The organism is Geomonas subterranea, assembly GCF_019063845.1.
GTDB lineage: Bacteria > Desulfobacterota > Desulfuromonadia > Geobacterales > Geobacteraceae > Geomonas > Geomonas subterranea.
The window spans coordinates 437,424-462,223 of sequence record NZ_CP077683.1 but is presented as its reverse complement, the minus strand read 5'-3'; the positions used below and the strand labels follow the sequence as shown (position 1 = coordinate 462,223).

At 63.0% G+C, this 24,800-nt stretch carries 18 protein-coding genes; 2 read left to right on the top strand and 16 right to left on the bottom strand.

All coding sequences use genetic code 11. From position 1 onward, the window contains the following. Positions 1-33: 33 nt before the first annotated feature. From oadA to KP001_RS01925, 13 genes are all read right to left on the bottom strand, one after another. Entirely contained in the window at positions 34-2,106 is a 2,073-nt protein-coding gene (oadA, locus tag KP001_RS01985; RefSeq protein ID WP_217287921.1) for a sodium-extruding oxaloacetate decarboxylase subunit alpha, read from the bottom strand. Between the two features lie 344 nt (positions 2,107-2,450). Next, positions 2,451-4,208: an acyl-CoA carboxylase subunit beta gene (locus tag KP001_RS01980; protein ID WP_217287920.1), complete on the bottom strand. Its 1,758-nt coding sequence runs from the start codon at positions 4,206-4,208 to the stop codon at positions 2,451-2,453. Positions 4,209-4,386: 178 nt separating this feature from the next. After that, a complete protein-coding gene (locus KP001_RS01975; RefSeq protein ID WP_217287919.1) occupies positions 4,387-5,544 on the bottom strand; it encodes an acyl-CoA dehydrogenase family protein in 1,158 nt (385 codons plus the stop codon). 343 nt (positions 5,545-5,887) lie between these two features. After that, complete coding sequence (locus KP001_RS01970) at positions 5,888-6,535, bottom strand: 2Fe-2S iron-sulfur cluster-binding protein (RefSeq protein ID WP_217287918.1); 648 nt, start codon at positions 6,533-6,535, stop codon at positions 5,888-5,890. Positions 6,536-6,706: 171 nt separating this feature from the next. Beyond that, the gene (gene nuoF / locus KP001_RS01965; protein ID WP_217287917.1) at positions 6,707-8,617 is read right to left on the bottom strand and encodes an NADH-quinone oxidoreductase subunit NuoF; all 1,911 of its coding nucleotides are present in this window, start codon (positions 8,615-8,617) and stop codon (positions 6,707-6,709) included. 9 nt (positions 8,618-8,626) lie between these two features. Continuing rightward, positions 8,627-9,079 carry a complex I 24 kDa subunit family protein gene (locus KP001_RS01960; protein WP_224957962.1) on the bottom strand — a complete coding sequence of 151 codons (453 nt, stop codon included), beginning with the start codon at positions 9,077-9,079 and terminating at the stop codon, positions 8,627-8,629. A 36-nt stretch (positions 9,080-9,115) separates the two neighbouring features. Next, positions 9,116-9,886 carry a hydrogenase iron-sulfur subunit gene (locus tag KP001_RS01955; RefSeq protein ID WP_217287915.1) on the bottom strand — a complete coding sequence of 257 codons (771 nt, stop codon included), beginning with the start codon at positions 9,884-9,886 and terminating at the stop codon, positions 9,116-9,118. Positions 9,887-9,929: 43 nt separating this feature from the next. After that, positions 9,930-12,980: a CoB--CoM heterodisulfide reductase iron-sulfur subunit A family protein gene (locus KP001_RS01950; protein WP_217287914.1), complete on the bottom strand. Its 3,051-nt coding sequence runs from the start codon at positions 12,978-12,980 to the stop codon at positions 9,930-9,932. A gap of 32 nt (positions 12,981-13,012) precedes the next feature. Then, a complete protein-coding gene (locus tag KP001_RS01945) occupies positions 13,013-14,164 on the bottom strand; it encodes a (Fe-S)-binding protein (protein ID WP_217287913.1) in 1,152 nt (383 codons plus the stop codon). Between the two features lie 19 nt (positions 14,165-14,183). After that, entirely contained in the window at positions 14,184-14,723 is a 540-nt protein-coding gene (locus KP001_RS01940) for a 4Fe-4S dicluster domain-containing protein (protein ID WP_217287912.1), read from the bottom strand. Next, a complete protein-coding gene (locus KP001_RS01935; protein WP_217287911.1) occupies positions 14,720-16,741 on the bottom strand; it encodes an aldehyde ferredoxin oxidoreductase N-terminal domain-containing protein in 2,022 nt (673 codons plus the stop codon). The genes KP001_RS01940 and KP001_RS01935 overlap by 4 nt, the downstream gene beginning before the upstream one ends. Positions 16,742-16,865: 124 nt before the next feature. Further along, a complete protein-coding gene (gene oah / locus KP001_RS01930; RefSeq protein ID WP_217287910.1) occupies positions 16,866-18,011 on the bottom strand; it encodes a 6-oxocyclohex-1-ene-1-carbonyl-CoA hydratase in 1,146 nt (381 codons plus the stop codon). A gap of 97 nt (positions 18,012-18,108) precedes the next feature. Continuing rightward, on the bottom strand, positions 18,109-18,570 hold the full coding sequence (locus KP001_RS01925) for an acyl-CoA thioesterase (RefSeq protein ID WP_217287909.1): 462 nt from the start codon (positions 18,568-18,570) through the stop codon (positions 18,109-18,111). A 298-nt stretch (positions 18,571-18,868) separates the two neighbouring features. Between KP001_RS01925 and KP001_RS01920 the strand changes: the two genes are divergently transcribed. Both KP001_RS01920 and KP001_RS01915 read left to right on the top strand, forming a co-directional pair. Then, entirely contained in the window at positions 18,869-19,315 is a 447-nt protein-coding gene (locus KP001_RS01920) for a GNAT family N-acetyltransferase (RefSeq protein ID WP_217287908.1), read from the top strand. A 35-nt stretch (positions 19,316-19,350) separates the two neighbouring features. Continuing rightward, the gene (locus KP001_RS01915; RefSeq protein ID WP_217287907.1) at positions 19,351-19,794 is read left to right on the top strand and encodes an Rrf2 family transcriptional regulator; all 444 of its coding nucleotides are present in this window, start codon (positions 19,351-19,353) and stop codon (positions 19,792-19,794) included. A gap of 540 nt (positions 19,795-20,334) precedes the next feature. On the opposite strand, the gene KP001_RS01910 is transcribed toward KP001_RS01915, so the two are convergent. The 3 genes from KP001_RS01910 to fdhD all read right to left on the bottom strand — a co-directional run bounded on the left by KP001_RS01910 (position 20,335) and on the right by fdhD (position 24,770). Beyond that, positions 20,335-21,648 carry a succinyl-CoA:cyclohexane-1-carboxylate CoA transferase gene (locus KP001_RS01910; RefSeq protein WP_217287906.1) on the bottom strand — a complete coding sequence of 438 codons (1,314 nt, stop codon included), beginning with the start codon at positions 21,646-21,648 and terminating at the stop codon, positions 20,335-20,337. A 442-nt stretch (positions 21,649-22,090) separates the two neighbouring features. Beyond that, positions 22,091-23,872: a sigma-54 interaction domain-containing protein gene (locus KP001_RS01905; RefSeq protein WP_217287905.1), complete on the bottom strand. Its 1,782-nt coding sequence runs from the start codon at positions 23,870-23,872 to the stop codon at positions 22,091-22,093. Positions 23,873-23,984: 112 nt separating this feature from the next. Further along, positions 23,985-24,770: a formate dehydrogenase accessory sulfurtransferase FdhD gene (gene fdhD, locus KP001_RS01900; RefSeq protein ID WP_217287904.1), complete on the bottom strand. Its 786-nt coding sequence runs from the start codon at positions 24,768-24,770 to the stop codon at positions 23,985-23,987. Positions 24,771-24,800: the final 30 nt, after the last annotated feature.

Below are 24,800 nucleotides of genomic sequence, written 5' to 3'. Positions count from 1 at the left end.
GTACCCTCTCCCAGAGGGAGAGGGAGCTTTTCTTTACTGAACGACCAGCAGGAGTTGGCCGATGTCGACGGCGTTTCCTTCCTGGATCATGATCTGGCCGACGACACCGTCCTTCTCGGCGAAGATCTCGTTCTCCATCTTCATGGCTTCCAGGATCAGGAGCAGATCGCCGGCCTGGACCGCCTGCCCCTGCTCGACCTCAATCTTCCAGACGTTGCCGGCCAAGGGGGCGACGACGCCACCTTCGGCGGGAGCGGCGACTGCGGCAGCTGCGGCCGGGGCCGAGGCGGCGGCCTGCGCATCACCCTCGCCGATGATGGTGACCAATGCGGCGCCGATGTCGACGGCGGTACCTTCCTCGATATGGATGGCGCCCACGATGCCGTCGCGGTCGGCGAAGATCTCGTTCTCCATCTTCATCGCCTCCAGGATCAGGAGCAGATCACCTTCCTGCACCTGCTGGCCCGGCTCGCATTCGATCTTCCAGACATTGCCAGCCAGGGGCGAGACGACGGTCTTGCCGGCGGCTGCGGCCGGGGCTGCTGCCGGGGCGCTGCCACCCACGGCTGAGGCTGCCGCGGCTGCGGCTGCGGCCGCACCGGTTGCCTTCGCCACCTGCACCACGAAGGTCTGGCCGCCGCCGGTGACGGTGTAGGTGTCGCCGCCGGTGACTTCGGCTGCCGCCGCTTTCTTGGGGGCCGCATCCTCGGCGGTCGGCACAGGCTCAAACATCTCGGGATTGTCGCGATGCTCCAGGAACTTGAGACCCACCTGCTGGAACAGGGCGTAGGTGAGCACGTCCTCCACCTCGTGGTCGCCGAACTTCAGGTTCTTCTCCTTGGAGAGGGCGCGCAGTTCCTCGGTGAGCTTGTCCATCTCGGCGATGAGAAGATCGGCCGGGCGGCAGGTGATCGGATCGGCGCCTGCCAGCACCTTCTGCTGCAGCTCCTTGTTCACCGGAGCGGAGGTGGCGCCGTACTCCCCTTTGAGGACTGCGGCGGTCTCCTTGGTCATCGACTTGTAGCGCTCGCCGGTCAGGACGTTGATGACGGCCTGGGTGCCGACGATCTGCGAGGTCGGGGTGACCAGCGGGATCATGCCCAGGTCCTCGCGGACTTTCGGGATCTCGGCCAGCACCAGGTCCATCTTGTGCCCGGCGTTCTGCTCCTTCAACTGGCTCTCCATGTTGGTGAGCATGCCGCCCGGGACCTGCGCGGTGATGATGCGGGCGTCGACCCCTTTGAGGGAGCCCTCGAACTTGGCGTATTTCTTACGCACCACGGTGAAGTAGTCGGCGATTTCCTGCAGGAGCACCGTGTCGAGGCCGGTGGCCTTGTCGGTGTCCGCGAAGATGGCGGCCAGCGTCTCGGTGGGGGAATGGCCGTAGGTCATGCTCATGGAGGAGATGGAGGTGTCGACGTTTTCGACCCCCGCCTCGATCGCCTTCACGTAGGCCGCCGTCGACATGCCGGTGGTGGCGTGGCACTGCATGTGGATGGGGATCTTGATCGCCTTCTTGAGCGCCTTGACCAGATCGTAGGCGGCGTAGGGGGCCATGAGGCCGGCCATGTCCTTGATGCAGAGCGAGTGTGCCCCCATGTCCTCGATTTTCCTGGCGAGATCCACCCATTTCGGGATGGTGTCCACCGGGCTGACCGTGTAGGAGAGGGTTCCCTGGGCGTGCTTGCCCTGCTTGATGACCGCCTTGATGGCGGTGTCCAGGTTGCGCGGGTCGTTCATGGCATCGAAGACGCGGAAGACGTCGATGCCGTTCACCGCGGAGCGCTCCACGAACTTCTCGACCACGTCGTCTGCGTAGTGGCGGTAGCCCAGGATGTTCTGCCCCCGGAACAGCATCTGCTGCGGCGTGTTGGGCATCGCCTTCTTCAGTTCGCGCAGGCGCTCCCAGGGGTCCTCGCCCAGGAAGCGGATGCAGGAGTCGAAGGTGGCTCCGCCCCACATCTCGATCGACCAATAGCCGACCTGGTCCAGCTTGGCGGCGATGGGAAGCATGTCGTCCAGGCGCAGGCGGGTCGCGAACAAGGACTGGTGGGCGTCCCTGAGGACGACTTCGGTGATCCCTAACGGTTTCGTTGTCTTGGCCATCTTCGTCTCCGTAATTATCGTGAAGTTAAGCTGCTGAAGTGTTTGTTTAAAAGATCACTGTTAAGCTGCTGGGGATCAAAGACAAATCCCCCTAAATCCCCCTTCGCAAAGGGGGACTTTTTATGTTCCCAAGGTCCACCTTGGGAACGCAAAGCCTCTCCGAAGCTCCGATTTTCCCTCGAATGCAAAGCTGGAGCTTTGCGCCACATGGGGGTTCCCAAGCTGGAGCTTGGGAACCAGGGGGGGAACGTCATCGCTCCTCCCCCCGGGGGGGAGGTCGGGAGGGGGAAACTTTCAGGCGTCCCCTCCCTAACCCTCCCCTCCGGGGGAGGGAACCTGGATCGCTATCCCCTGATGATCCTCGGTAGGAGCATCTGGTGCACCGGGGTGATCGACTTCGGGTTCTGATAGTTGGCGCCGGTGAAGGCCTGGATGTACCTGCGCAGGTCGGGAAGCTCGACAATCTCGTCGACAAAGCCGCTGATGGCACAGTAGGCCGGGCGCGATTTCTCCTGGTAGTCCTGGATCATCTGGTTCATCTTGCCGATGACCGGCGCCAGGTCGTTGCCGGAATCCTGCTCCTTCACCAGGCGGCGCGCATAGGACGCGGCGGCCGCGGTCTCGCCGTGCATGACGTAGATCTCGGTGAGCGGTGTGCCCAGGGTGAAGGCGTTGTTGTTGTTCGCCTGCGGACCGCACATGATGTAGTGGGCCGCCGCGGTCCCCTTCCTGAGCACGACGCACATCATGGAGAGGTCGGTCTGTTCGATGGAGTAGACCAGCGACTGCCCGAGTGCCAGGAGTTCGGCTTCCTCGGCCAGGTCGCCGACGTCGATGCCGGTGGTGTCCTGGAGCCAGACGATGGGGAGGTTGTCGCGGCCGCACAGCGTCACGAACTCGGCCTGCTTGATGAGACCCTCGCGGTAATGCTTGCCGCCCACGGCCGGGTAGGCCCCCTTGGCGTACTCGGGATAGCCCGGGAAGACCCCCTGGCGGTTGCCGATGAAGGCGACGGGGAAGCCGTCCACCTTGGCGATGCCGGTGTAGACCTCGCGCCCGTAGTCGGGGCGGTACTCCATGAACTCGCTGTTGTCGGTCAGGCGCGCCAGGATCTGGATGGCGTCGTAGGGGCGCTTCTGGTTGGCCGGCAGGATCATGTTGAGATCCTCTACCGGGAAGCGGGGCGCGGCAGGCGCCGCGACGCGGAACATGGCCGGATCGTAGGCGGGCATCATGCGCATGTAATCCTTGATGCCGTCCAGGACGCCGGTCTCGGTGTCGTGCACTTCGCGGAAGTAGGCGGTCTGGTCGAAATGGGTCTCGACGCGGCCGGGATCCTTCGCCTTGAAGTTGCGGGTGGCATCGATGAGTGCCTGCGCGGCCTCCACGTCGATGTGTCCTTTCGGGTTCATGCCGCCGACGATGCCCGCGCCGCCTACCGCAATGTTGGCACCATCATGGGCAAGGAGGATGGTCGGGCTGATGCCCTGGTAGCCGCCGCCGGCCGGGTTGGTGCCGTAGATGCCGTTGAGGATGGGGATGCCGAGGTGGTTGAGATCGGCGTGGCGGTAGAAGGGAGCGCCGCTGGAGCGGCGTCCGGCATAGACCGTCTCCTGCTCCATGAGCTTCACGCCGGAACAGTTGGTGAGCCAGACCAGCGGGACGTTGAGGCGCTTGGCCATGTCGGTGACCATGAGGATGTTCTCGGACTGCCCGGCGATCCAGGCGCCCGCCATCACCTTGTTGTCGAAGCCGATGATGACCGCCCACTTGCCTTCGATGCGCCCGATGCCGTTCACGACCCCGGTGCACCCCTCCTCGTTGTTCTTGGGGTTGTAGAGGGTGTGCAGCGGCGCCCAGGTCCCGGCGTCGACGAGGTAGTCGAGGCGGTCGTAGATGGTCATGCCGCCGCGCTCGTGGACCTTCTTGGCCGGGATGCCGGCGTTTTTCACCCGCTCCGTTTCCTGACCGAGGAGCTGCACCTGCTCCTTGACCAGCTCCACGTTCTCCTGCGAACGTTTAACCTCCGCATCGCTCAGCGCCTTGCCGATGTCGGCCATCTTCTCGAAATACGGGCGCAGCGGTGTCTGCTTTCGTGCCATGGTGGGTTCCTTTCATTGAATTTAATTTGTCATGATCTTCGCCAGCACATCGTCCACATCCCCTCTCCCTCCGGGAGAGGGCCAGGGTGAGGGCGTCGGCAGCGGCAGCTCCTCATTACAAGGCAACGCCCTCACCCGCCCTTCGGGCACCCTCTCCCAGGGGGAGAGGGGTTTTGGGTTAGCGGTTGACCACGTCGCCCAGGGCGAAGCCGGCGATGATGGTCTTCTGGATGTTGCTGGTTCCTTCGACGGTACGAAGTGACATGGAGTCGCGCAGCCAGCGCTCCGCCGGGTATTCGGTGGAGAATCCGTAGCTGCCGAAGATCTTCATGGTTTCGGTCGCCGCGTGAACCGCAGCCTCTGAGGCGAAGAGCTTCGCCATGGAGGTCTGGTACTGGTTGGGGAGCCCCTGGTCCTTGAGCCAGGCGGCCTGGTAGACGAGAAGCCGTGCCGCCTCGTGCTCGGCGACCATCTCGGCGATGGAGGCCTGGACCATCTGGTAGGAGCCGATCTTCTTGCCGAACTGGGTCCTCTCGTTGGCGTAGCCGATGGCCGCCTCGATGGCGCCGGCGCCGATACCGAGGGCTCCCGCCGCGCAGCTGATGCGGGTGTTGTTCAACTGCCACATGCAGATCTGGAACCCCTGCCCCACTTCGCCCAGCACCGAATCCTTGGGGATCTTGGCCTGGTTGAAGGAGATCTCGCCGGTCGGGGCGCAGTGGAGACCGACCTTGCTCTCGATGGCGGCGGTGATGATCCCCTCGTTCCCCTTCAGGTTGATGATGAAGCAGGTGAGACCCTTGTGCTTGGCGGCACGGTCGGTCACGGCGTAGAGGAGACCCCAATCACCCACGTGGGCGTTGGAGATCCACATCTTCTGGCCGTTGATCTCCCAGTGGTCGCCGCGGTCGGTGGCGGTGGTCCCCATGCTCACCACGTCGGAGCCGGAGTTGGGCTCGGTGATGGCGAAAAAGCCGAAGGATTCCGCGCTTACCCAGTCCGGTATGAAGCGCTCCTTCTGCTCCTTGCTGCCGAACCGGTTGACGGTGAGGGCGGGGCCGATGTTCTGCATGTTGAGGGGGAGCCGTGACGAGCCGCTCACCGTGGCGAGCTGTTCCGCCAGGATCACCGATTCGAGGAAGCCGCAGCCGTTGCCGCCGTACTCCTCGGGCAATCCGCAGCCGAAGAACCCGAGGGAGGCCATCTTTTTCACCAGTTCGGGACGGAAGGTATGGTTGGCCTCGTCCTCTTTCAGGGTGGGAAGGATCTCTTTCTGGGCGAAGTCCCTCGCCATCTCCTGCATCATTTTCTGTTCATCCGTTAATCCGAACCGCATGACGACCTCCTTGGTTATTAAGTTTCTTGCTTGACTAGAATCTTCGACTCAATCCCCTCTCCCCCCGGGAGAGGGTGCCCGAAGGGGCGGGTGAGGGGGGAGCCACGAAGTGACATTTCGCCTATTGCAACGCCCTCACCCTGGCCCTCTCCCAGAGGGAGAGGGAAGTTGCCCTCCCCGCGCTGGAGCGGGAGGCAGGGCTCACTGTGTGAGCGAACTATCTTCTTGTTTCCCTCGCCCCCGGGGGTGGCCCGAAGGCCGGATGGGGATTCGCACCCCAACGACACACACCCACCGCGCCCCCGGAAGCAAGAGACTCTAGCTTTCCCTTCAGCCAAATCCGCTAGCCGCAGCTTCCCGAGCAGGAGCAGGAGCAGGCGCAACCGGCCTCCTGCGCGGCCTCCTCGGGCGGCGTGGCCAGCGCCTCGGTCAGCACGTAGGCCGCCTGCAGCGCGGAGGTCGGGCAGAGGGGAAAGCATTCCTTGCAGTCCCAGCATTCCTTGCCGGCGACGTCGGGGATGAAGCTGATCTCGCGCCGCGGGCCGCGGTCGATGTAGCCGATGGCGTTCTTCTTCTTGACCTCGTTGCAGTACCTGACGCACAGGCCGCAGAGGATGCAGAAGGAGGGGTCCTTGTCGAAGCGGTCCCGGTCGGCGCCGTACTCCTCGGCCAGTTCCAGAAGCTGCGGCGCGTCCGGGGCGTGGGCCATCATCTGCTCCACCAGCACCTTGCGGATCTTGGCCAGCTTCTCGGTCTTGGTCTGCACCACCATCCCCTTTTCCGCAGGGTAGACGCAGGCTGCGACCAGCTGGTTTCTGCCGTTGGCCTCCGCCTCCACCGTGCAGATCCGGCAGGCGCCGTAGGGCTCCAGCTGGTCGTGGTGGCAAAGGGTCGGGATTCTGATCCCGGCCGATTTCGCGGCCTCTACGATGGTCATCCCTTCCCGGGCGGTGACCTCTTTCCCATCTATCTGCAGGACGAATTCGCTCATGTTGTACTCCTTTCAAGGGGACCCCGTTCCCCCCCTCCCCCTTTGGGAGAGGGGCTGGGGGTGAGGGCGCTGCCGCGAAGCTTGACTGGTGCCTGGTGCCGGCTCCCTCACCCCGACCCTCTCCCAGGGGGAGAGGGAGTGTCGGGAGAGGGGGTTAAAAGTTCCTCGATACTACGCCAACGCCCGTTTTTCCTGCGGAACCGGGGCAGGCACCGGCACGCCGGAAAGCTTGCCGATGGCCTGGAAGGCCGCCGGGCAGGCCTCGATGCAGGTGCCGCACTTGGTGCACTTCTCCTGGTCGATGACGTGGATCGTCTTCTTCCCCCCCTCGATGGCGTTGGCGGGGCACTTCCTCAAGCAGCTGCCGCACCCCTTGCACTTCTCCGGATCGATGTGGAAGGCGATCAGCTCCTTGCAGGAAAGGGCCGGGCAGCGCTTCTCCTTGATGTGGGCCTCGTACTCCTCGCGGAAGTACTTGAGGGTCGAGAGGACCGGGTTCGGCGCGGTCTTGCCGAGGGCACAAAGTGCCGCCCCCTGGGTCGCCATCGCCATGTTCTCGAGGAGTTCGATGTCCCCTTCCTTCCCTTTCCCCTGGGTGATGTCGGTCATCACCTTGAGCATCTGCCTGATCCCCTCGCGGCAGGGAACGCACTTGCCGCACGACTCGTCACTTAAAAACTCGAGGAAGTAGCGGGCGATGTCCACGAGGCAGGTGTCCTCGTCCATGACGATCATGCCGCCCGAGCCCATCATGGCGCCCATCTTCATCAGCTCGTCGAAGTCCACCTTGACGTCGAGATACGCCTCGGGGATGCAGCCACCCGACGGCCCGCCGGTCTGCACCGCCTTGAATTTCTTCCCCTTGGGCACGCCGCCGCCGATCTTGTAGATGATGTCGCGCAGCGGTATCCCCATCGGCACCTCGACGAGGCCGGTGTTGTTCACCTTCCCGACCAGCGAGAAGATCTTGGTCCCCTTGCTGCTTTCGGTCCCGACGGAGGAGAAGAATTCCGCCCCCTCGTTGATGATCACCGGGATGTTGGCCCAGGTCTCCACGTTGTTGATGTTGGTCGGCTTGCCCCAAAGCCCCTTGTTGGCGGGAAACGGCGGCCTGGACTTCGGCTCCCCCGGCTTTCCTTCCAGCGAGGCAAGCAGCGAAGTCTCCTCGCCGCAGATGAATGCGCCGGCGCCGCGATGTACCTTGACGGTGAAGTCGAAGCCGGAACCCATGATGTTCTTCCCCAGAAGCCCGCGCCGCTCCGCTTCTTTCATCGCGACCGAGAGGTTGTCGACGGCGAGCGGGTATTCCTGGCGCACGTAGATGTAACCCTCGGTGGCGCCGATGGCGTAGGCCCCGATCATGAGCCCTTCGAGGACGGTGAAGGGGTTCCCTTCCATGAGGGAGCGGTCCATGTACGCGCCCGGGTCCCCCTCGTCGCAGTTGACCACCACGTACTTCTGGTCTCCCGGCGCCTTCCTGGCGAATTCCCACTTCATGCCGGAGGGGAAGCCCGCACCGCCGCGCCCCCTGAGCTTCGCGGCCTTGACCTCGCCGATCACCTCTTCCGGGCTCATCTCGAAGAGCGCCTTGGTGAGCGCCTTGTACCCTCCGACCGCGAGGAAGTCCTCGAGGCTCTTCGGGTCGATCTTGCGGTTGAGCCCCAGGATGAGCCGCTGCTGGTTCTTGTAGAAGGGGATGTCGTGCTCGAAGCTCGACTTCTCCCCGTTGGTCGGGTCGACGTAGAGGAGCCGCTCGACGAGCTTCTTCTCCTTGAAGGTGTGGGAGACGATCTCGCAGATGTCCTCGGGCTTGACTTTCAGGTAGCAGATCCCCTCCGGGTAGATGACCACGATGGGCCCCTGCTCGCAAAAGCCGTGGCAGCCGGTCCTTCTGAAATCGACCTGGCCGGTGAGCCCGTGGTTCTCCAGTTCGGCGACGATGGCGCCGGCGACCTTCTCGCTCCCCGTTGCGTGGCAGGCGCTGCCGGAGCAGAGCGTGATGCAGGGCCTGTCGTCGCTGCGCTTCGACAGGATGCTCCTCCTGAACTCTTCCAATTCCGCTGGCGAATTTATCCTTGGCATAAGCGCCCCTTACTCGTAGTTTTTCAGAACGTCTGCCGCCTGTGCAGGCGCCACGTTGCCGTGATATTCACCGTCCACCACCATGACCGGCCCGAGGGCGCAGCACCCGAGACAGTTCACCGTCTCGAGGCTGAACTTGAGCTCGGCGTCGGTCTCTCCCGCCTTGATCCCGGTCGCCTCGGAGATGGTGTCCAGCACCCTCTGCGCCCCGCGCACGTGGCAGGCCGTCCCCATGCAGACATGGATCTGGTGGCGCCCCTTGGGAACCTGGCTGAACGCCTTGTAGAAGGTGGTGATGTGCTGGATCCGGTTCATCGGCACATCCAGCTTCTCGGCCACCCGGTCCAGCGCCTGCTTGGGAAGCCAGTGGTGCTCGGCCTGGATGTCCAAAAGGATCTGGATCAGCGAGCTCTGCTCGGCGTTGTGGTCGTCAATGATCTGGTCGATTCTCGTAATATCCATGCACATGGCAGCGGTCCTCATTTACCTTCGTTGTGACTACAGGGCCAGCGCGTAGCGCTTCTCCCCCTCGTCGTACCTCACCAATCCTTTCCGCGACGAATCCTTCAGGTGCCGGGAGACGTCCGCCGGTTCGAGGCCCAGGGCCTGGGCGATCTCCGCGCTGGTGAGCGGGTTGTCCCTCAGGAGCAGGGTCATCTGGCTCACCGCCAGCTTGTCCACCACCAGGTCCTCGAAGATACGGTTCAGTTCGTCGCTTTCGAAGTACCGGGCGTACTCCTCCTCGGTCTTGAAGCGCTGCCTGAGCCGCTCGCGCTCCACCAGCTTCACGTAGGGGACCAGCCTGTTGGCGGCCTCCATCCGGATGGTCAGGGCGCTCGCGTCGATCCCCTCCCCCTTGCCCAGGGGGCCCAACTCCTTCAGCACGCGGCCGAAGTCGTTCATCACCTCGGCGTAGCGCATCCCCTCCGAGGCCGAGATCCACTCGAGCCTCAGGCGGTTCGGGTTCACCCCGATCTTCTCGAGGATCTTTTTCGCAATGTGCACGTTCTTCAGCACATCGTAGTTCCCCTCGGTGACGTAGTGGCATTCACCCGGCCAGCAGCCGCCGATGAACACCCCGTCCGCCCCCTTCTGGAAGGCCCGCAGCACGAACCCGATGTCCACGCGGCCGGTACACATCACCCTGATAATCTTCGTCTCTGTCGTATATTGCAGTCTGGAAACTCCAGCCAGGTCGGCAGCGCCGTACGCTCACCACGTGCACAGGAAACCGACGACCCTGGGCTTTTGCTCGATTCCGGTTGTCATTGTTACCTCCTTCCCAGGTTTCCCCTGGAGTTGTTCGTGAGATCTAGCCCCGGCCCGGCGGGAGCGCCGCGTCGATCTGGGCGAAGATCGCGTCGTCGGTGTAGTGCTTCAGGTAAATGGCGCGGGTCGGGCACTTGGCGTTGCACAGGCCGTCTCCCTTGCACAGAATCGGTTCCACACGCGCCTTCTTCCCCTTGGGGGTGTCGGCGAAGCTGATCGCGCCGTACTTGCAGGCGGTGATGCAGGCGCCGCAGGATACGCAGCTCGTCTCGTCGACGTCGCAGACCGATCCGGAGGCGGTCACCGTCTCCTTGGAGAGGATCCCCACCGCGCGTCCCGCCGCCCCCAGCGCCTGGCTGATGGTCTCGGTCAGGTGCTTGGGATAGTGGGCGGTGCCGCAGAGGAAGACGCCGTCGGCGCTGAAATCGACCGGCCTCAGCTTCACGTGGGCTTCCTGGAAGAAGCCGTCCGGGTTGTTGGACACCTTGAACAGTTTCCCCGCCTCCTGGCTCGCCTCGGACGGGATCACCGCCGCCGCGAGCACCACGAGGTCCGCTTCCAGCTCCATCTTCTGACCCAGGACCGGGTCGGGGACGGTCACCGTGAAGCCGGCGCCTGTCGCCTCCACCACCGGTTTCCCCTCCGCCTCGTAGCGGATGAACTTCACGTTCTGGTTGGCCGCCTCGCGGTAGTAGACCTCCTTGAGCCCGTAGGTGCGCATGTCGCGGAAGATGACCTGGACCTCGACCTCGGGGTTGATCTGTTTGAGCTTCAGGGCGTTCTTGATGGCCTGGTTGCAGCAGACCCGGCTGCAGTAGTTGCGGTCGGCCTGGCGGCAGCCGACGCACTGGATCATGACCACGCTCTGGGCCGCCTTGACCTTCTCGTCCCCCGCCGCGATCCGCTCTTCCAGCTCGAGCTGGGTCAGGACGTTGTCGTTCTCGCCGTAGAGGTACTCGGTCGGCTTGTACTCGGCGGCGCCGGTGGCCAGCACCGAGACCCCGTGCTTCACCTCGCGCACCCTCCCCTGGGAGAGCACGCGGGTGGTGAAGTTGCCGACGTAGCCGGAGACGTCCTCGATGGTGGCGTCGGTCCAGACGTGGATGGACGGGTGCCGGTACACCTTCTTCACGAGCTCGGCGAGGAAGGGCTGCACCTCGGTCCCCTCCAGGGTGTAGTGGAGGCGCCTCGCCATCCCCCCCAGGTCGTCGTCCTTCTCGACCAGGTAGACCTCGAAACCCTGCTCGGCCATGTTGAGCGAGGCGGTCATCCCCGCGACCCCGCCGCCGACGACGAGCGCGGTGTGGTCGACCGGGAGCTGGAATTCCTGCAACGGTTCCAGGTGGGCGGCGCGGGCCACCGACATCCGGATGATCTCCTTCGCCTTTTCCGTCGCGTTCTCCTTCTCGCGGGAGTGGACCCAGGAGCAGTGCTCGCGGATGTTGGCGAACTCGAAGAAGTACTGGTTAAGCCCCGCCTCGCGGCAGGTGTCCCTAAAGAGTGGCTCGTGCGTTCTCGGCGTGCAGGCTGCGAGCACCACGCGGTTCAGCCCCTTGGCCACGATGGCGTCGGAGATCTGCTTCGCGTTTTCCGTGGAGCAGGCGAAGAGGTTCTCGCCGGCCCAGGAGACGTTGGGGAGGGTCGCCGCGTACTCGATCACCTCCGGGATGTTGACAACGCGCCCGATGTTGGCGCCGCAGTAGCAGACCACCACCCCGATCTTCAGCTCCTCCTGCGAGACGTCCTTCTCGGCCGGGTAGACCCTCTCCCGCTCCAGCTTGTGGCGCCGTGTGGAGAGGAGCTGGCCGACCAGGGCGTCGGCGCCGCTGGCGGTCACGACCGACTCGGGGATGTCCAGGGGGCCCTGGAAGGCGCCGGAGACGAAGATCCCCTTTCTGGAGGTCTCGATGGGGTTGTACGGGTTGTTCTTGCAGAACTTCTGGTCGGTCAGCTCGATGCCGAACTTGGCGGCCAGCGCCTCCACGTCCTTGGGCGGGTTAAGCCCCACCGAGAGGACCACCATGTCGAACTCCTCCTCCTTGACCCCCTGGTCGACGGTGGAGTACCTGATGGTGACGTTCTTGCTGCTCTCGATCTCCCTTCCCACCGTGACGTAGCTCCGGATGAAGCGCACGTCGGGGAGCTTCTCGGCCCGCTGGTGGAAGCGCTCGAAATCCTTTCCGTAGGCGCGGACGTCGTTATGGAAGATGGTGGCCTGCAGGGTCGGGCTGTGGTCCTTGGCGAGGATCACCTGCTTCTGCGAATAGGCGCAGCAGACTGCCGAGCAGTAGTTGTTGCCGCCCGGGGTGACCTGGCGGGAGCCCACGCACTGGATCCAGGCGATCTTGTGCGGGTGCTTCTTGTCCGAGGGGCGCAGCACCTCCCCCTCGTAGGGGCCGGTGGCGCAGAGGATCCTCTCGAAGTCGAGGCTCGTCACCACGTTCTGCATCCTGCCGTAGCCGAAGTCCCCCCTCAGTTTCGGGTCGAAGGTCGAGTAGCCGGGGGAAAGGAGGATGGCGCCCACCTCGATCTGGAAGGTCTCGGGCTTTTGGTGCAGGTCGATCGCGTTGGTCTTGCAGGCGCCGACGCAGATCTGGCACTTCCCTTCCTTCAGGTACAGGCAGGTCTCCGGGTCGACGTAGGTGACCAGCGGCACCGCCTGCGAGAAGTAGATGTGCACCGCCTTGTTCTCGGAGAGGTTCTGGTTGAACGGGTCCGGGATCTTCACCGGGCAGTAGTCCACGCAGATGTTGCACCCGGTGCACTTCTCCTCCGAGATGTACCTGGGCTTTTTGGTGAGGGTCACCTTGAAGTCGCCGGCCTCCCCTTCGACCCGGTCGACCTCGGTGTAGGTGATGATCTCGATGTTCGGGTTCCTCGAGCACTCGATGAACTTGGGGGACTCGATGCACATGGAACAGTCGTTGGTAGGGAAGGTCTTGTCCAGCTGGGACATCTTGCCGCCGAGCGCCGGGGACTTGTCCACGAGGAAGACCCTGAATCCTGAGTTGGCGAGATCGAGGGCGGCCTGAATGCCGCTGATCCCTCCGCCCACGATGAGTACGTCACCTATATTTCTCTCTGCGCTATTCATAGAAGTTATCCTTCCCCTCAGGGTTTCTTGCCTCAGATCACCTCGGCGATGATCTCCGTCAGGTCCTTTACTTCCACCTTCTCGTGGTCGGCCAGGTCGAGGCTCGAGTCGGTGAAGTTGGTGATGCAGTAGGGACAGGAGGTGGCCAGCACCTCGGCCCCGGCCTGGACCGCCTGCCTGAGCCTCAAGTCGGCGAAGCGCTCCTCCTTGGGTGTCTCCATCCAGATCCTGCCGCCGCCACCGCCGCAGCAAAGGGCGAACTCGCGGTTGTCGGCCATCTCGGTGAACTGAAGTCCCGGGACCATTTTCAGCACGTTCCTGGGCTCGTCGTAGACGCCGTTGTGCCGCCCGAGGTAGCAGGGGTCGTGATAGGTCACCTTCTTGGCGAACTCACCCTTGATGGTGAGCCTCCCGGTCTCGATCAGCTCCTCGATGAACTGGGAGATGAAGACCACCTCGAAGTTCACCATGAACTCCGGGTACTCGTTCTTGAAGGTGTGGTAGCAGTGCGGCGAGGAGACGATCACCTTCTTGACGCCGTTGTCGATGAAGGTCCTGATGTTCTCCTTGGCGAGTTTCTTGAAGAGTTCCTCGTTGCCGGTCTTCCTGATGCTCTCGCCGCAGCAGCTTTCCTTGGTGCCGAGGATCCCGAAGTTCACCCCCGCCTTGTTGAGGATGGTCGCGGTGGCCTGGGCCACCCTTCTCATCCTAGGATCGTAGCTCAGGTAGCAGCCGGTGAAGTAGAGGGCTTCCATCCCCTCCTGGTACGGCTTCACCGGGAGGTCCTTGGCCCAATCGCCCCTCTTGGCGCGCTCACCACCGATGGAGTTCCCCTCGCTGGTCAGGCTCGCCACCACGTTCCTGATCGTGGCCACGTGACCGGGGTAGACGTCGTACTCGGCGCCCATGGTCCTCAGGGCAACCCCCGCCTCGATCTGGTTCACCCCCCTGGGGCAGCGGGAGGGACAGGTCCCGCAGGTGCTGCAGCGCCAGATCTCCTCCTGCTCGATCTCGGTGAGCCCGAAGACCCCCTGCCGCACCACCTTGCGCATGCTGAACTGCCGCACCCGGTTCCAGGGGCAGACCGAGTCGCACAGGCCGCACTGGTAGCAGTACTTGAGCGAGTCCCCCCCCTTCTCCTTGATGACATCTATGATCTCTTTGAATGGAGTCACGGTTTCCACGATGCACCGTCCTTTCGCGTCAGCGTCCTTTGGTAATCTGGGCAACGGTATCAAGGAGCTTGTCGGCGCCGAATCTTCTCGCCAGGGACTCCAGGCCTATCTCCAGTTCGCCCCGCTTCGTCTCCTCAGCCGGCTCCTCCACCTCCCGTTCCGTCACGGAAAGGGCCCCGACCAGGCACCACTTGACGCACAGGGGCTCGGGTTCGCCGTCGCAGAGGTCGCACTTCAGGGGAAGGCCGGAGTCCGGTTCCCTGAAGAGGTCGCGCGAGGGGCAGGAGGTCCGGCAGAAGCCGCACTCGTCGTACTCCTTGCCGTCGATGATGAACTTGTCGCGCCCCATGCACTCGCTCTCGGTGTAGTCACCGGCGTAGAGCGGGATGTAGATGTCGCGCAGCGGGTCGCGCACCACGCGCACCCTGGAGCGTGCCGGGTTGTTGCTGCTGTACTTAGGCGCCGCGTGAAAGGAGGAGCAGATCACCTCGCAGGCACGGCAGCCGTTGCATTTGTCCGCGTCGATGTTGATGGTCTTTATGGTTCTTTTCTTGGTCTCGGTGCTCACGGCTGTACCCCCCCGACGTTAAGTGTCTCCTGCTGGCGCGGCGCACTGGCCGGCTGGGCGGAGCCGCCGTACACGCCGCTCCGCTCGAACTCGGCGGCGACGTAGCCAAGCCCCAGATCCTCCAGGGTCTCCCTGGTGGGGATGCCGTCCTCGTTCCACCCCTTCAACTGGTAGTACGAGTCGAGGAGCTCCTTCTCCAGCTCGGGGAACCTGTTCTTCCAGTGGTTCGCCGGCGGCTGTTCGTCCACCCTTCTCATGCCGCGGCGGATGTTGATCGCCCGCACCAGGGTGCGGTAGCGTTTGGCGGCCTTGGTGAGCTTCTCCTTGGTCATCTCGATGCCGGCCCCGGCGGAGATGAACTTCGGGTAGTTGTGGATGTGGTACGGCGGTTTGAGCGGGAAGGAGGAGAGGCCGGCGCACTGCCCGAGGGCGTCGTCGATGTAGTGCATCATCTCCTGCCAGTCGACGATGTCGCAGCACATGTCCACGGTGGGGAAGTTGGGCATCGACTTCTCGCCGCGCGGCTCCCACTGCAGGAAGATGTCCTTGAACTTGTCGTCCGGGACCTGGATCCAGTCCTTGACGAAGGCCTCGCGCTGCTCCACCGTCGGGTACGGCGCCTGCGGGAACTGCCCCTCGATCTGGGTGATGTTGATCTTCTCCCCGGTGCAGTACATGAGGTAGTAGATGGGGTTCAGCATGGAGAGCTTCAAGGGAAGCTGCTCGTGCTTTTTGATGTTGTTGTGGGCGAAATCCTCGGCGCCGTTGCCGATCTCGCGCGCGGCCCAGTAGGTGCCGTTGGCGAGGACGTCGCCGATCCCCTGGCGGTTCACGATCATGTCCAGGAGGTAGAAGAACCTACCCTCGGTGTCCTCGGGCATCCCGGGGAAGTCGGAGTCCTTCAGGCTCCCCTTCTCCAGGAGCTCCAGGGCGAACGCCATGACCTGGGGGGCGGAGAAGCCGTCCAGGCCGTACTCGGTTGCCTTCTGTGCCATCCTCAGGCCGAAGTCGAGGTCGGAGAAGGCGGCCATGGTGTAGGTCAGCTTGGTGAAGCACTTCATCATGTAGGTGGGGAGCCCCTCCATCGAGATGGTGGCGCCGCACTTCATGGGACAGTTGTAGCAGCTGATGAGCCTGGTCCTCGCCTTCTCCATGGTCTCGGCCCAGGCGTGGTCCACCTCCTCGGTCCAGAAGTCCTTGCGGCGGGTGCGGGCGTTGCCCCAGTTGAAGTTCTCGGTGTGCCACTTCTCGTCGTGGACCTTCATCTCCTGGGGGCTGCCTAGCCCTGCCAGGATCGGCATCACGTCCGGAATCGGGTTCTCCTCGCGGTGCTTTATGTAGTCGAGCACGTCGCTGCAGAGGTCCATGTACTCCTGGGGCTTGGCGACCACGACGTCCTTGGTGCCGCGCACCACCACCGCCTTGACCCCCTTGTCCCCCATCACCGCGCCGATGCCGCCGCGGGAGGCGGAGGAGCGCCCCTGCTCTATGGATGCGTAGAAGACCCGGTTCTCACCGGCGAGGCCGATGGCGGCCACCTGGGCCCGGGGCTCGTTCAGCTCCTTCTTGATGATCTCCGCGGTCTCGATGGCCCCCTTCCCCTTCAGGTGGGAGGCGTCGCGGATCTCGACCTTGTCGTTGTTGATGTAGAGATAGACGAGCTTTTCCGACTTGCCGCGCAGGACCACCTTGTCGTACCCCGCGTACTTGAGCTCCGGAGCCCAGAACCCGCCCATCATCGAGAAGGCCATGAGCCTCGTCTGCGGCGAGATGGTGGAGACGATGGTGCGGTTACAGCCGGTGGCCGGCGTTCCGCACAGAAGGCCGGCGGCGAAGATCAAAAGGTTGTCCGGCGAAAAGGGCTCGACATCGGCAGGGACCCTGTCCCACAGCATCTTGGCGTTGGTGCCCAGACCGCCGAGGTAGAGTTCGGTATCCCTCGGGTCAGTCGCCACCCTTTCGATGTTCCCCTTGGTAAGGTCGACTTCCAGCACATATCCTGTCTCTGCGTACCTCATAGTGTTACCCCTTGGTGATTGCCTTGAGTTCGGACTCCCGACGATCGGGACCGGTGCTACGTGGGGGCGCCCCCCTGGAATCCTTCCCGCGCGCGGCGGCGGCCGGCGCGGGAAGTGCGGCGTCTTACCTGGCCGCTGCCGGCATCAGGCTGTCGACCAGTTCCTCGGTCCACGGCGTGCCGACGGCAAGCCCCTGGCGCAGCTTGACGAAGTCGATCTCGCGGCCGGTTTCCTTGGTCCCCTCGTTGAAGGCCCTGAAGCCGGTCCTCGCTTCGTTCATCATGTTGAGCGCGAGCCATGCCCTGGAGTTTTCCTTGTTCTGGTTCCAGGCGTTCAGCTTGGGCTTTCTCAGCTCCTCGAGGCTCTTGGTCATGCACTCGGGGAAGGTGTCCAGAAGCTTCGCGCAGAGTTCCTCGACCTTCTGGTCCAGAAGCGACAGGTCGATCTCCCCTTCCTTGATCATCGCCTGCCCCTCCTTGAACTGGGAGCCGGTGCGGAACTCGCCGTGGACGACGCGGCCGTACTCGTCAAGGAAACGGTCGGTGACCACGGTGGGGTTGGCGACGAACTTGCCGTCGATCTTCAGCGCCGGTACCACGTCGGCGATGATCCCGAGGCGTGCGGCCTTGTGGGCCGAGAAGGGCTCGCACAGCGTGCCGGAGACCATGGCCTGCTCACAGCCGATCATGACCGGGAGGAAATCGGTGGCGCCGCCGATGGCCGCCGAGCCGTGCTTGGGACCGGCCTGGCCGAAGTTGGCCAGGTCGTGCGCGACCGAGAAGTCGCAGGCCATGCCGATCTCCTGGCCGCCGCCGATCCTCATGCCGTTGACCCGGCAGATGACCGGCTTGTCACAGCCGAGGATGGCGGAGACCATGTCGTTGAAAAGGCGCATGTACTGGCGGTACTCCTGCGGGTTTCCGGCGTAGTACTCGGCGTACTCCTTGGTGTTGCCGCCGGTGCAGAACGCCTTCTCCCCTACCCCGGTGAAGACCACCGCGTTGACCTGGCGGTCGGCGGAAGCGCGGCGGAAGGCGAGGATGGTCGCCTTGACCATGTCGGTGGTGTAGGAGTTGAACTGCTTGGGGTTGTTGAAGATGATCCAGGCGTTGTAGAGCCCGTCCACCACGCTGCCGTCGCGACGCTGGGCCGGCCTCTTCTGGTACTGCACCATGCCGTCGCACAGGCTCTCCACCTCGCGGTCGATCAGGTTGTGGTCGATGAGATGGGACGGTGCGGTTCTCTTTATGATTTCGTCTGTAGTTGCCACGGCTTCCCCCTTTGCTTGTCTTTTTGTGGGCTCCCGCCCCTCTTGTTGTATTGCGGTACCATAATACGATTATTAATCCAAAAAAAATACCGTTGTTCTAAGAAAAGACGATGTCGTCCAGGTTAATGTACCCCGCGTGGTCTACCACGACTCCCGGCGCTCCCGTCTTGAGCATCTCGCGCACGTCCTGCGGGATCCCCATTTTCTCCATGGTGCGGGCGTCGACCACGACCCGGACCGTCTCGGCGGAGGCGACCACCTCCGGCGAGCCCGCGATGCGGAAGTCGGTCGAGATGGTGACCGAACTGCGCCCCAGCTGCTTCACGGCCACCGAGACCTCGAGGACCTCGTCGTAGCGCGCCGGCGCATGCCACTTCATTTCCTGCTTGACCACCTTGTAGTCGAGATCGCCCTGCAGGAGGTCCCTCCCCTGCAGGGCGCGGAGGAATTCGGTGGTCGCCACGCTGACGTAGTTACCGTAGTTGGCGTTGTACACCACCTTCTGCGCATCGCACTCGTAGTAGCGCACCCTCATGTAGTAACGGAACATGTCGTTCATGAAAAACCTCGCTCTACCGGTCCCGGGTGGGATCCTTCGGCTGCCGCCTGCCACCTGCCGGCAGCGGCGTCTACGATTTAGCAGAACAGCGTTACGTTGCTAAATTGGTATCACTATACCGATTTACTGTCAACACTTTTTTGTGCTCCTGGCGTTATTATTTTCCCGCACTTGCCAGAGCCCGGTATTTGTGGTACTAATTTACCACTTTAACAGTCTCCGTATCTCAGGAGGCCACTTCCCCGAGCGGCCGCCCGGTTCGTCCAACGGTCCGGCACGCGGCGCGAGCGAGAGCAACATGAACCAGCAGATAGTCATAGAAGACGCAGTCCAAGGTGACCTGGAAGCGGTCATCGCCCTGGACCGGGCCGGACTAAAGGAAGACAAGATCGGCTACTGGCGCGGCGTTTTCCAGCGCTACGTCGAAAGCGGGCGCAACGACCGCGTTTTCCTGGTAGCCAAACAGGGGGGTACTCCGGTCGGGTTCATCATCGGTGAGGTACGTGCCTGGGAGTTCGGCTCTCCTCCCTGCGGTTGGGTCTTCGCCCTCACCGTTTCCCCTTCCGCCCGTGAAGGAGGTATCGGCAAAAAGATGTTCGACGAGATCTGCCAGAGGCTCAAACAGGCGGGGGTTTCCACGGTGCGGACCATGGTCGACATCGACAGCAAGCTCACCCTCTCCTTCTTCCGCAGCATGGGGATGCGCACCGGCCGCTACATCGAACTGGAAAAGCAAATCGACTGAGGGTGCGGTCTGCACCCCACTGGAGCGAGCACATCATGAAGCTGAACAAGGCAAGCCTCTTCGCACTGATCTCGGTTCTCGAGCTGGCGAGCGAGCCGGAACGGCAACTTTCCACCGCGGATATCGCCGACAAGTACGGCATTTCCTCGCACCACCTGGCCAAGGTGATGCGCAACCTCGTGCACGAAGGGGTGGTGCAGGCGATGCGCGGAGTCGGTGGCGGCTATCGCTTCGCCGGTAACGTCAACCGCACCACGCTGCTCGACATCATCAGGCTTTTCGAGTCGCTGGAATCCGACCTCGACCTGCCGCACTGGAGCAAGGCCGCCGATCCCGTCGTCGAGGAGCTACAGGCGATTACCAATGAGATCGACACGGTCACCCGCGCCATCCTCGATACCATCACCCTCGCCACCGCCTTGAAGAACACCCGCCTGCGCGCCGAACTCGCCGCGCAGAAGGAACCCCCAAAAAGCTAGTCCCGCCCCCTACAAAAGGACCTGGTAGCCACAACATCCGCTGCGTCCGCAATCCCCTCTCCCCCTGGGAGAGGGTCAGGGTGAGGGATTCGGAGCAATCCCCCCCCCAGCCCAGCCAACGCCCACAATCCCCTCTCCCTCTGGGAGAGGATCAGGGTGAGGGATTCGGGGTAATCACCCACCCGCCCTTCCAACATCCACAATCCCCTCTCCCCCTGGGAGAGGGTCAGGGTGAGGGATTCGGACGCAGTCACTCCCCCGCGCTTCCAACGCCCACAATCCCCTCTCCCTCTGGGAGAGGGTCAGGGTGAGGGATTCGGGGTAATCACTCACCCGCCCTTCCAACGCCCACAATCCCCTCTCCCTCTGGGAGAGGGTCAGGGTGAGGGATTCGGGGTAATCACTCACCCGCCCTTCCAACGCCCACAATCCCCTCTCCCCCTGGGAGAGGGTCAGGGTGAGGGATTCGGCTGCCAACCCGCCCTCACCCGCCCTCCGGGCCCCCTCTCCCCGAGGGAGAGGGATCTTTCGTCCGCCCCGCTAGATCCTGTTCATCCTCCGCGCCGCTTCCATCAGCTCGCCGCGGAAATCGGGGTGGGCCACGTTGATCAGGTTCATCGCCCTCTGCTTCGCGGTCTGCCCGCGCAGCTTCGCCACGCCGAACTCGGTAACCACGTGGTCGACGTCATTCTTGCTGGTGGTGACCGAGGCCCCCGCGGTGAGCGTCGGCACGATGCAGGAGATGGTTCCGTTTTTCGCAGTGGAGGCCGTGGTGATGAAGGCCTTCCCGCCGCGCGAACGGTTGGCGCCTCGCGCGAAGTCCGCCTGGCCGCCGGTCCCGCTCCACTGCAGGTGCCCGAACGACTCGGAACAGCACTGCCCAAGGAGGTCCACCTGGATGGTGGCGTTGATGGCCACGACGTTGTCGATAGAGCCGATCACGGCAGGGTCGTTGACGTAATCGACCGGGTGCATCTCGATCATCGGGTTCTCGTTCATGAAGTCGAAAAGCCGCTTGGTGCCCAGTGCGAAGGTCGCCAGCGCCTTGCCGCGATGGATGTTCTTCCTGGAGTTGTTGACCGCCCCCGCGAGCATGAGGTCGACGATGCCGTCGGACATGAGCTCGGTGTGGATCCCCAGGTCCTTCTTGTGCATGAGGGCCCTAGTGACCGCGTTGGGAATCCCCCCCCACCCCAGTTGCAGGCACGACCCGTCCTGGATCATCTCGGCAAGGTGGCCGCCGATGGCTTCCTCCACCGGGGAGATCTCCGGTATCTGCAGCTCCTTGAGAGGCTCGTTGCACTCGACGATGTGATCCACCTCCGAGATGTGGATGTGACAGTTGCCATGGGTGCGGGGGGCATGCGGATTGACCTGCACCACGACCTTCTCCGCCTTCTTCACCGCCTCCATGGTGTACCCGACCGAAAGGCTGCAGGTGAAATAGCCGAATTCGTCCATCGGCGACACCACCGTCCCCGCCACGTCCACCGGCCAGTATTCCCTCAAGAGCTTGGGAACCTCGTGGAAGTGGTTGGGCACGAAGTCCGCCCACCCCTTCTGCACCGCCTCACGCGAAACGTGACTGGTGAACCAGGCATTCACCTTGATGTGCGGCACGGAATCCTCGGTGAAATAATCGGGGCAAAGATGATGCTGCTGGTTCACCACCACCCCCTCCAGCTCACGCTTGCGCGCCGCCAGCGCCTTCACGAAGAGGGTCGGTTCACCGACTCCGAGCGGGAAGCACAGGTGGTCCCCTGATTTGACGATCGAGGCCGCTTCAGCGGGGGTACAGAGTTTTTGCCGGTATTCCTGTTCAAAATTGCTTTTTGCCAGAGCGATACTCTTCACGGGTGGCTCCTCCATCCTTTAAGGTTGAACGTCCTGACTACAGGCTCGTGTTTGAAGGAGAGTAAAGCAACCCTGATACCAAAAACGGGCCTTTCTTGACAAAAGTCATGGAACCCCGTGCAAGTATCCGTAAATCTATCAAAACAATGTTTCCATGAACTGACGTACGTTGAAACGGCACCAGGAGGGCCATGTCAACGATCGTTGACACACGATAGCGACACCGGAGGAAAGTTAGATAGATTACAGCGACTTATGGCCTGACACATAATGTATACAAAACGTTTACAGTTCGTAGATACCGGTCGGCTCCGAAGCCGGGGCTGCGGATCAGGTCGCGCTCCAAGATAGTGTTACCTCGACGATCAAAACGGCGTTTACGATCAGGAGAGAGTCTGTCGGGAACGAAGGAGAAAGAAAGCAGGGGAGGATGGAGAAAGGGTCAGGGATCTTCGCCGGATTCGTATTTATGCAGTTTCTTGTAGAGCCACTGCCGGGAAATGCCCAGGAGGTCTGCGGCCTGAAGCTTGTTCCCCTTGCTCACCTCCAGGGCCGTTTCCAGCAGGAGTTGTTCGAACTCGTCCACTATCTCGGACAGGGGCTTGGCCCCCAAGCGCTGGTGAATGTACCCGCCGATGTCCTGTGCGGCTGATGCCTCGGCAGCCGAAGAGTCGTGCATCCGGGACAACTGTTCGGGAAGATGATCGCGCAGGATGAGAGGCCCGGTCACCAGGTTGAACGCGCTTTCGATGACGTTGCGCAGCTCCCGGACGTTGCCGGGCCAGTCATAGCGCATGATGACTTCCCTCGCCTCGAGGCTCAGCGCCTGCACCTCCAGGCCGAACTCCTCGTTGAACTGGTGGATGAAGCTCATGACCAAGGGCCGAATGTCCTCCCTGCGCTCCCGCAGGGAAGGGATGGCCAGCGTCACCACCTTCAGGCGGTAGTACAGGTCCTGCCTGAACTTTCCCTCCCGAACCAGGTGCTCCAGGTTGCAGTTGGTCGCGGCGACCACCCTGACGTCGACCATCTTCGGAGCGCCCCCCCCAAGCGGGGTAAGTTCCCGCTCCTGCAGGACACGCAGCATCTTCGCCTGCATGTACAGCGGCATGTCGCCGATTTCGTCGAGGAAGATGGTCCCCAGGTGCGCCTGCTCGAATTTCCCCAGCTGCCCACCCTTGCGCGCCCCGGTGAAGGCCCCCTCGGAGTAGCCGAACAGTTCCGATTCGAGGAGGTGCTCCGGGATGGCGGCGCAGTTCACCTTGACGAACTGCGCGTAGCGCCGGTTGCTGGCGGCATGGATGGCATGCGCGAAAAGTTCCTTGCCTGTGCCGCTTTCCCCCAGCAACAGGACGTTGGAATTCTTTCCCGCCACGCGCAGCAGGGATTCCTTCAGATCGAGGATCTTCTTGCTCTGCCCGACGATGCTGTTCACGTCGTAGCGCGAACTGGTTTCTTTTCTGGTCACGCTCCCGGCCAGGGCCCGCGTCTCGGGGGCTGTCTGCAGCCGGTTCGCGATCAGGGTGATCTCGCGGATGTCCTTGAAGAGGATCTTCCCGATCCCCCCCACCACCTTCCCGTCCTTCTGGATCGGGTAGAGCGAGGCGTACACCTGTTTCCCGTTGATGTAGTGGGTGATGCCGACTTGGGGAGTCTCGGTTTCCATCACGCCGGGAAGGCGCGAGGGTTGCGAGTTGAGGTAGGCTTCGTTCAGGTGCTTGCCGATGATGGCGTGGGGGGTGGTGTCGAGGAGATCGGCGAAGGCCTGGTTGACCATGACGATGATGCCGGCGCGGTCGCAGATAACGATACCGTCATAGTTGAGGTCGAGGTAGGCGCCGGCCGACTGTAGCAATTCCTTCAGATCGACGTGGCAGTCGAGGGCGTCGGGAAGGACCCGCAGCAGCGAGAGCACGCCTCCGACGACCTGGTCCGATTCCACGGTAGGGAGGTAGTCGCACAGGATCCGGCGGCCGCTGACCTCAATCGGTTGCCCGTTGAAGACGGTGCCGCTCTTCATATAGGCTCCCAGATCAGCCAGATCGGCGATCTCGTCCAGCCTCCGCCCCAGAAGCGCTTGCGGCGCCGCCCCAAGAAGAGTACCGGCGGCCTCGTCCAGCGAGACGATGCAGAGTTGGGCATCGAGATGCAGGATTCCCGAAGAGTTCCCGTCATCCGCTGCCTTCACTGCTGCCGGTCCGGCTATTTCTGTGGGCTGCTCCATGGTCTCACCTTTCGCTTGTGCACCCGGGATCATGGAAGGTCAGCCGTCGCCGCGGAACCTGCGCCGGCCAAGTACCCGATTGATTGTGTATACGCAATATCACGATCCGATGTCAACCTTCTTGATGTTGCAGGGTGACGGTTCCCACCACGTCCAGGCGGTCCGGATGGGAATACACCTCGAAACGGTCGGCCTTCACGTACCCTATCAGCGTGATCCCAGCCTCCTCGGCCATCTGCACCGCCGTTGACGTCGGAGAGGTGCGGGAGGCGACCAGGCCGATACCGAGCAGCGCCGCTTTCGCCACCAGTTCGGTGGAGATCCGTCCCGAGGTGACCAGCATCATCCCCGTGAGGTCGATCCCCTTCAGGAGCGCCTCGCCTGCGATCCTGTCGATGGTGTTATGCCTCCCCAGGTCCTCGGAAAAAAGGTCGACACTGCCATGCCCGACGGCGGCCGAGTGAATGCCGCCGTGGCTTGCGTAGGCTTCCGCCTTTTGCGCCAGCGCGTCCATCATGGTAAAGACGCCGGCCGGCAGGTAGCTCATACCGGAACTCTCCTCAGATCGCATCTTGCGGGCCTGGGGGATGGTGAAGCTGATTCCCGTGCCACACCCCGATGTCAGCACGGGTTTGAGGCTCTCCGGCAGTTCCCCCTTTATCTGAACCTTGGCCATGCCGAAGTCGTTGCAGACCGAGAGGAGGTAAAAATCGTCGGCGCGTTCGACGAGCCCCTGCATGCGCAGGAACCCCGCCACCAGGAAGCGGAGGTCGTGCGGAGAAGCGATCAGCGTCGCCAGTTCCCGGCCGTTCACGTTGAGCACCACCGGGACCTCCTCGACTACCTCGCGCTCCCGTGCCGACAACGTCCCCTTTTCATACCTGTAGACCCAGCTCATGACTCCTCCGCTCCGGTTCTCCTGGTTACC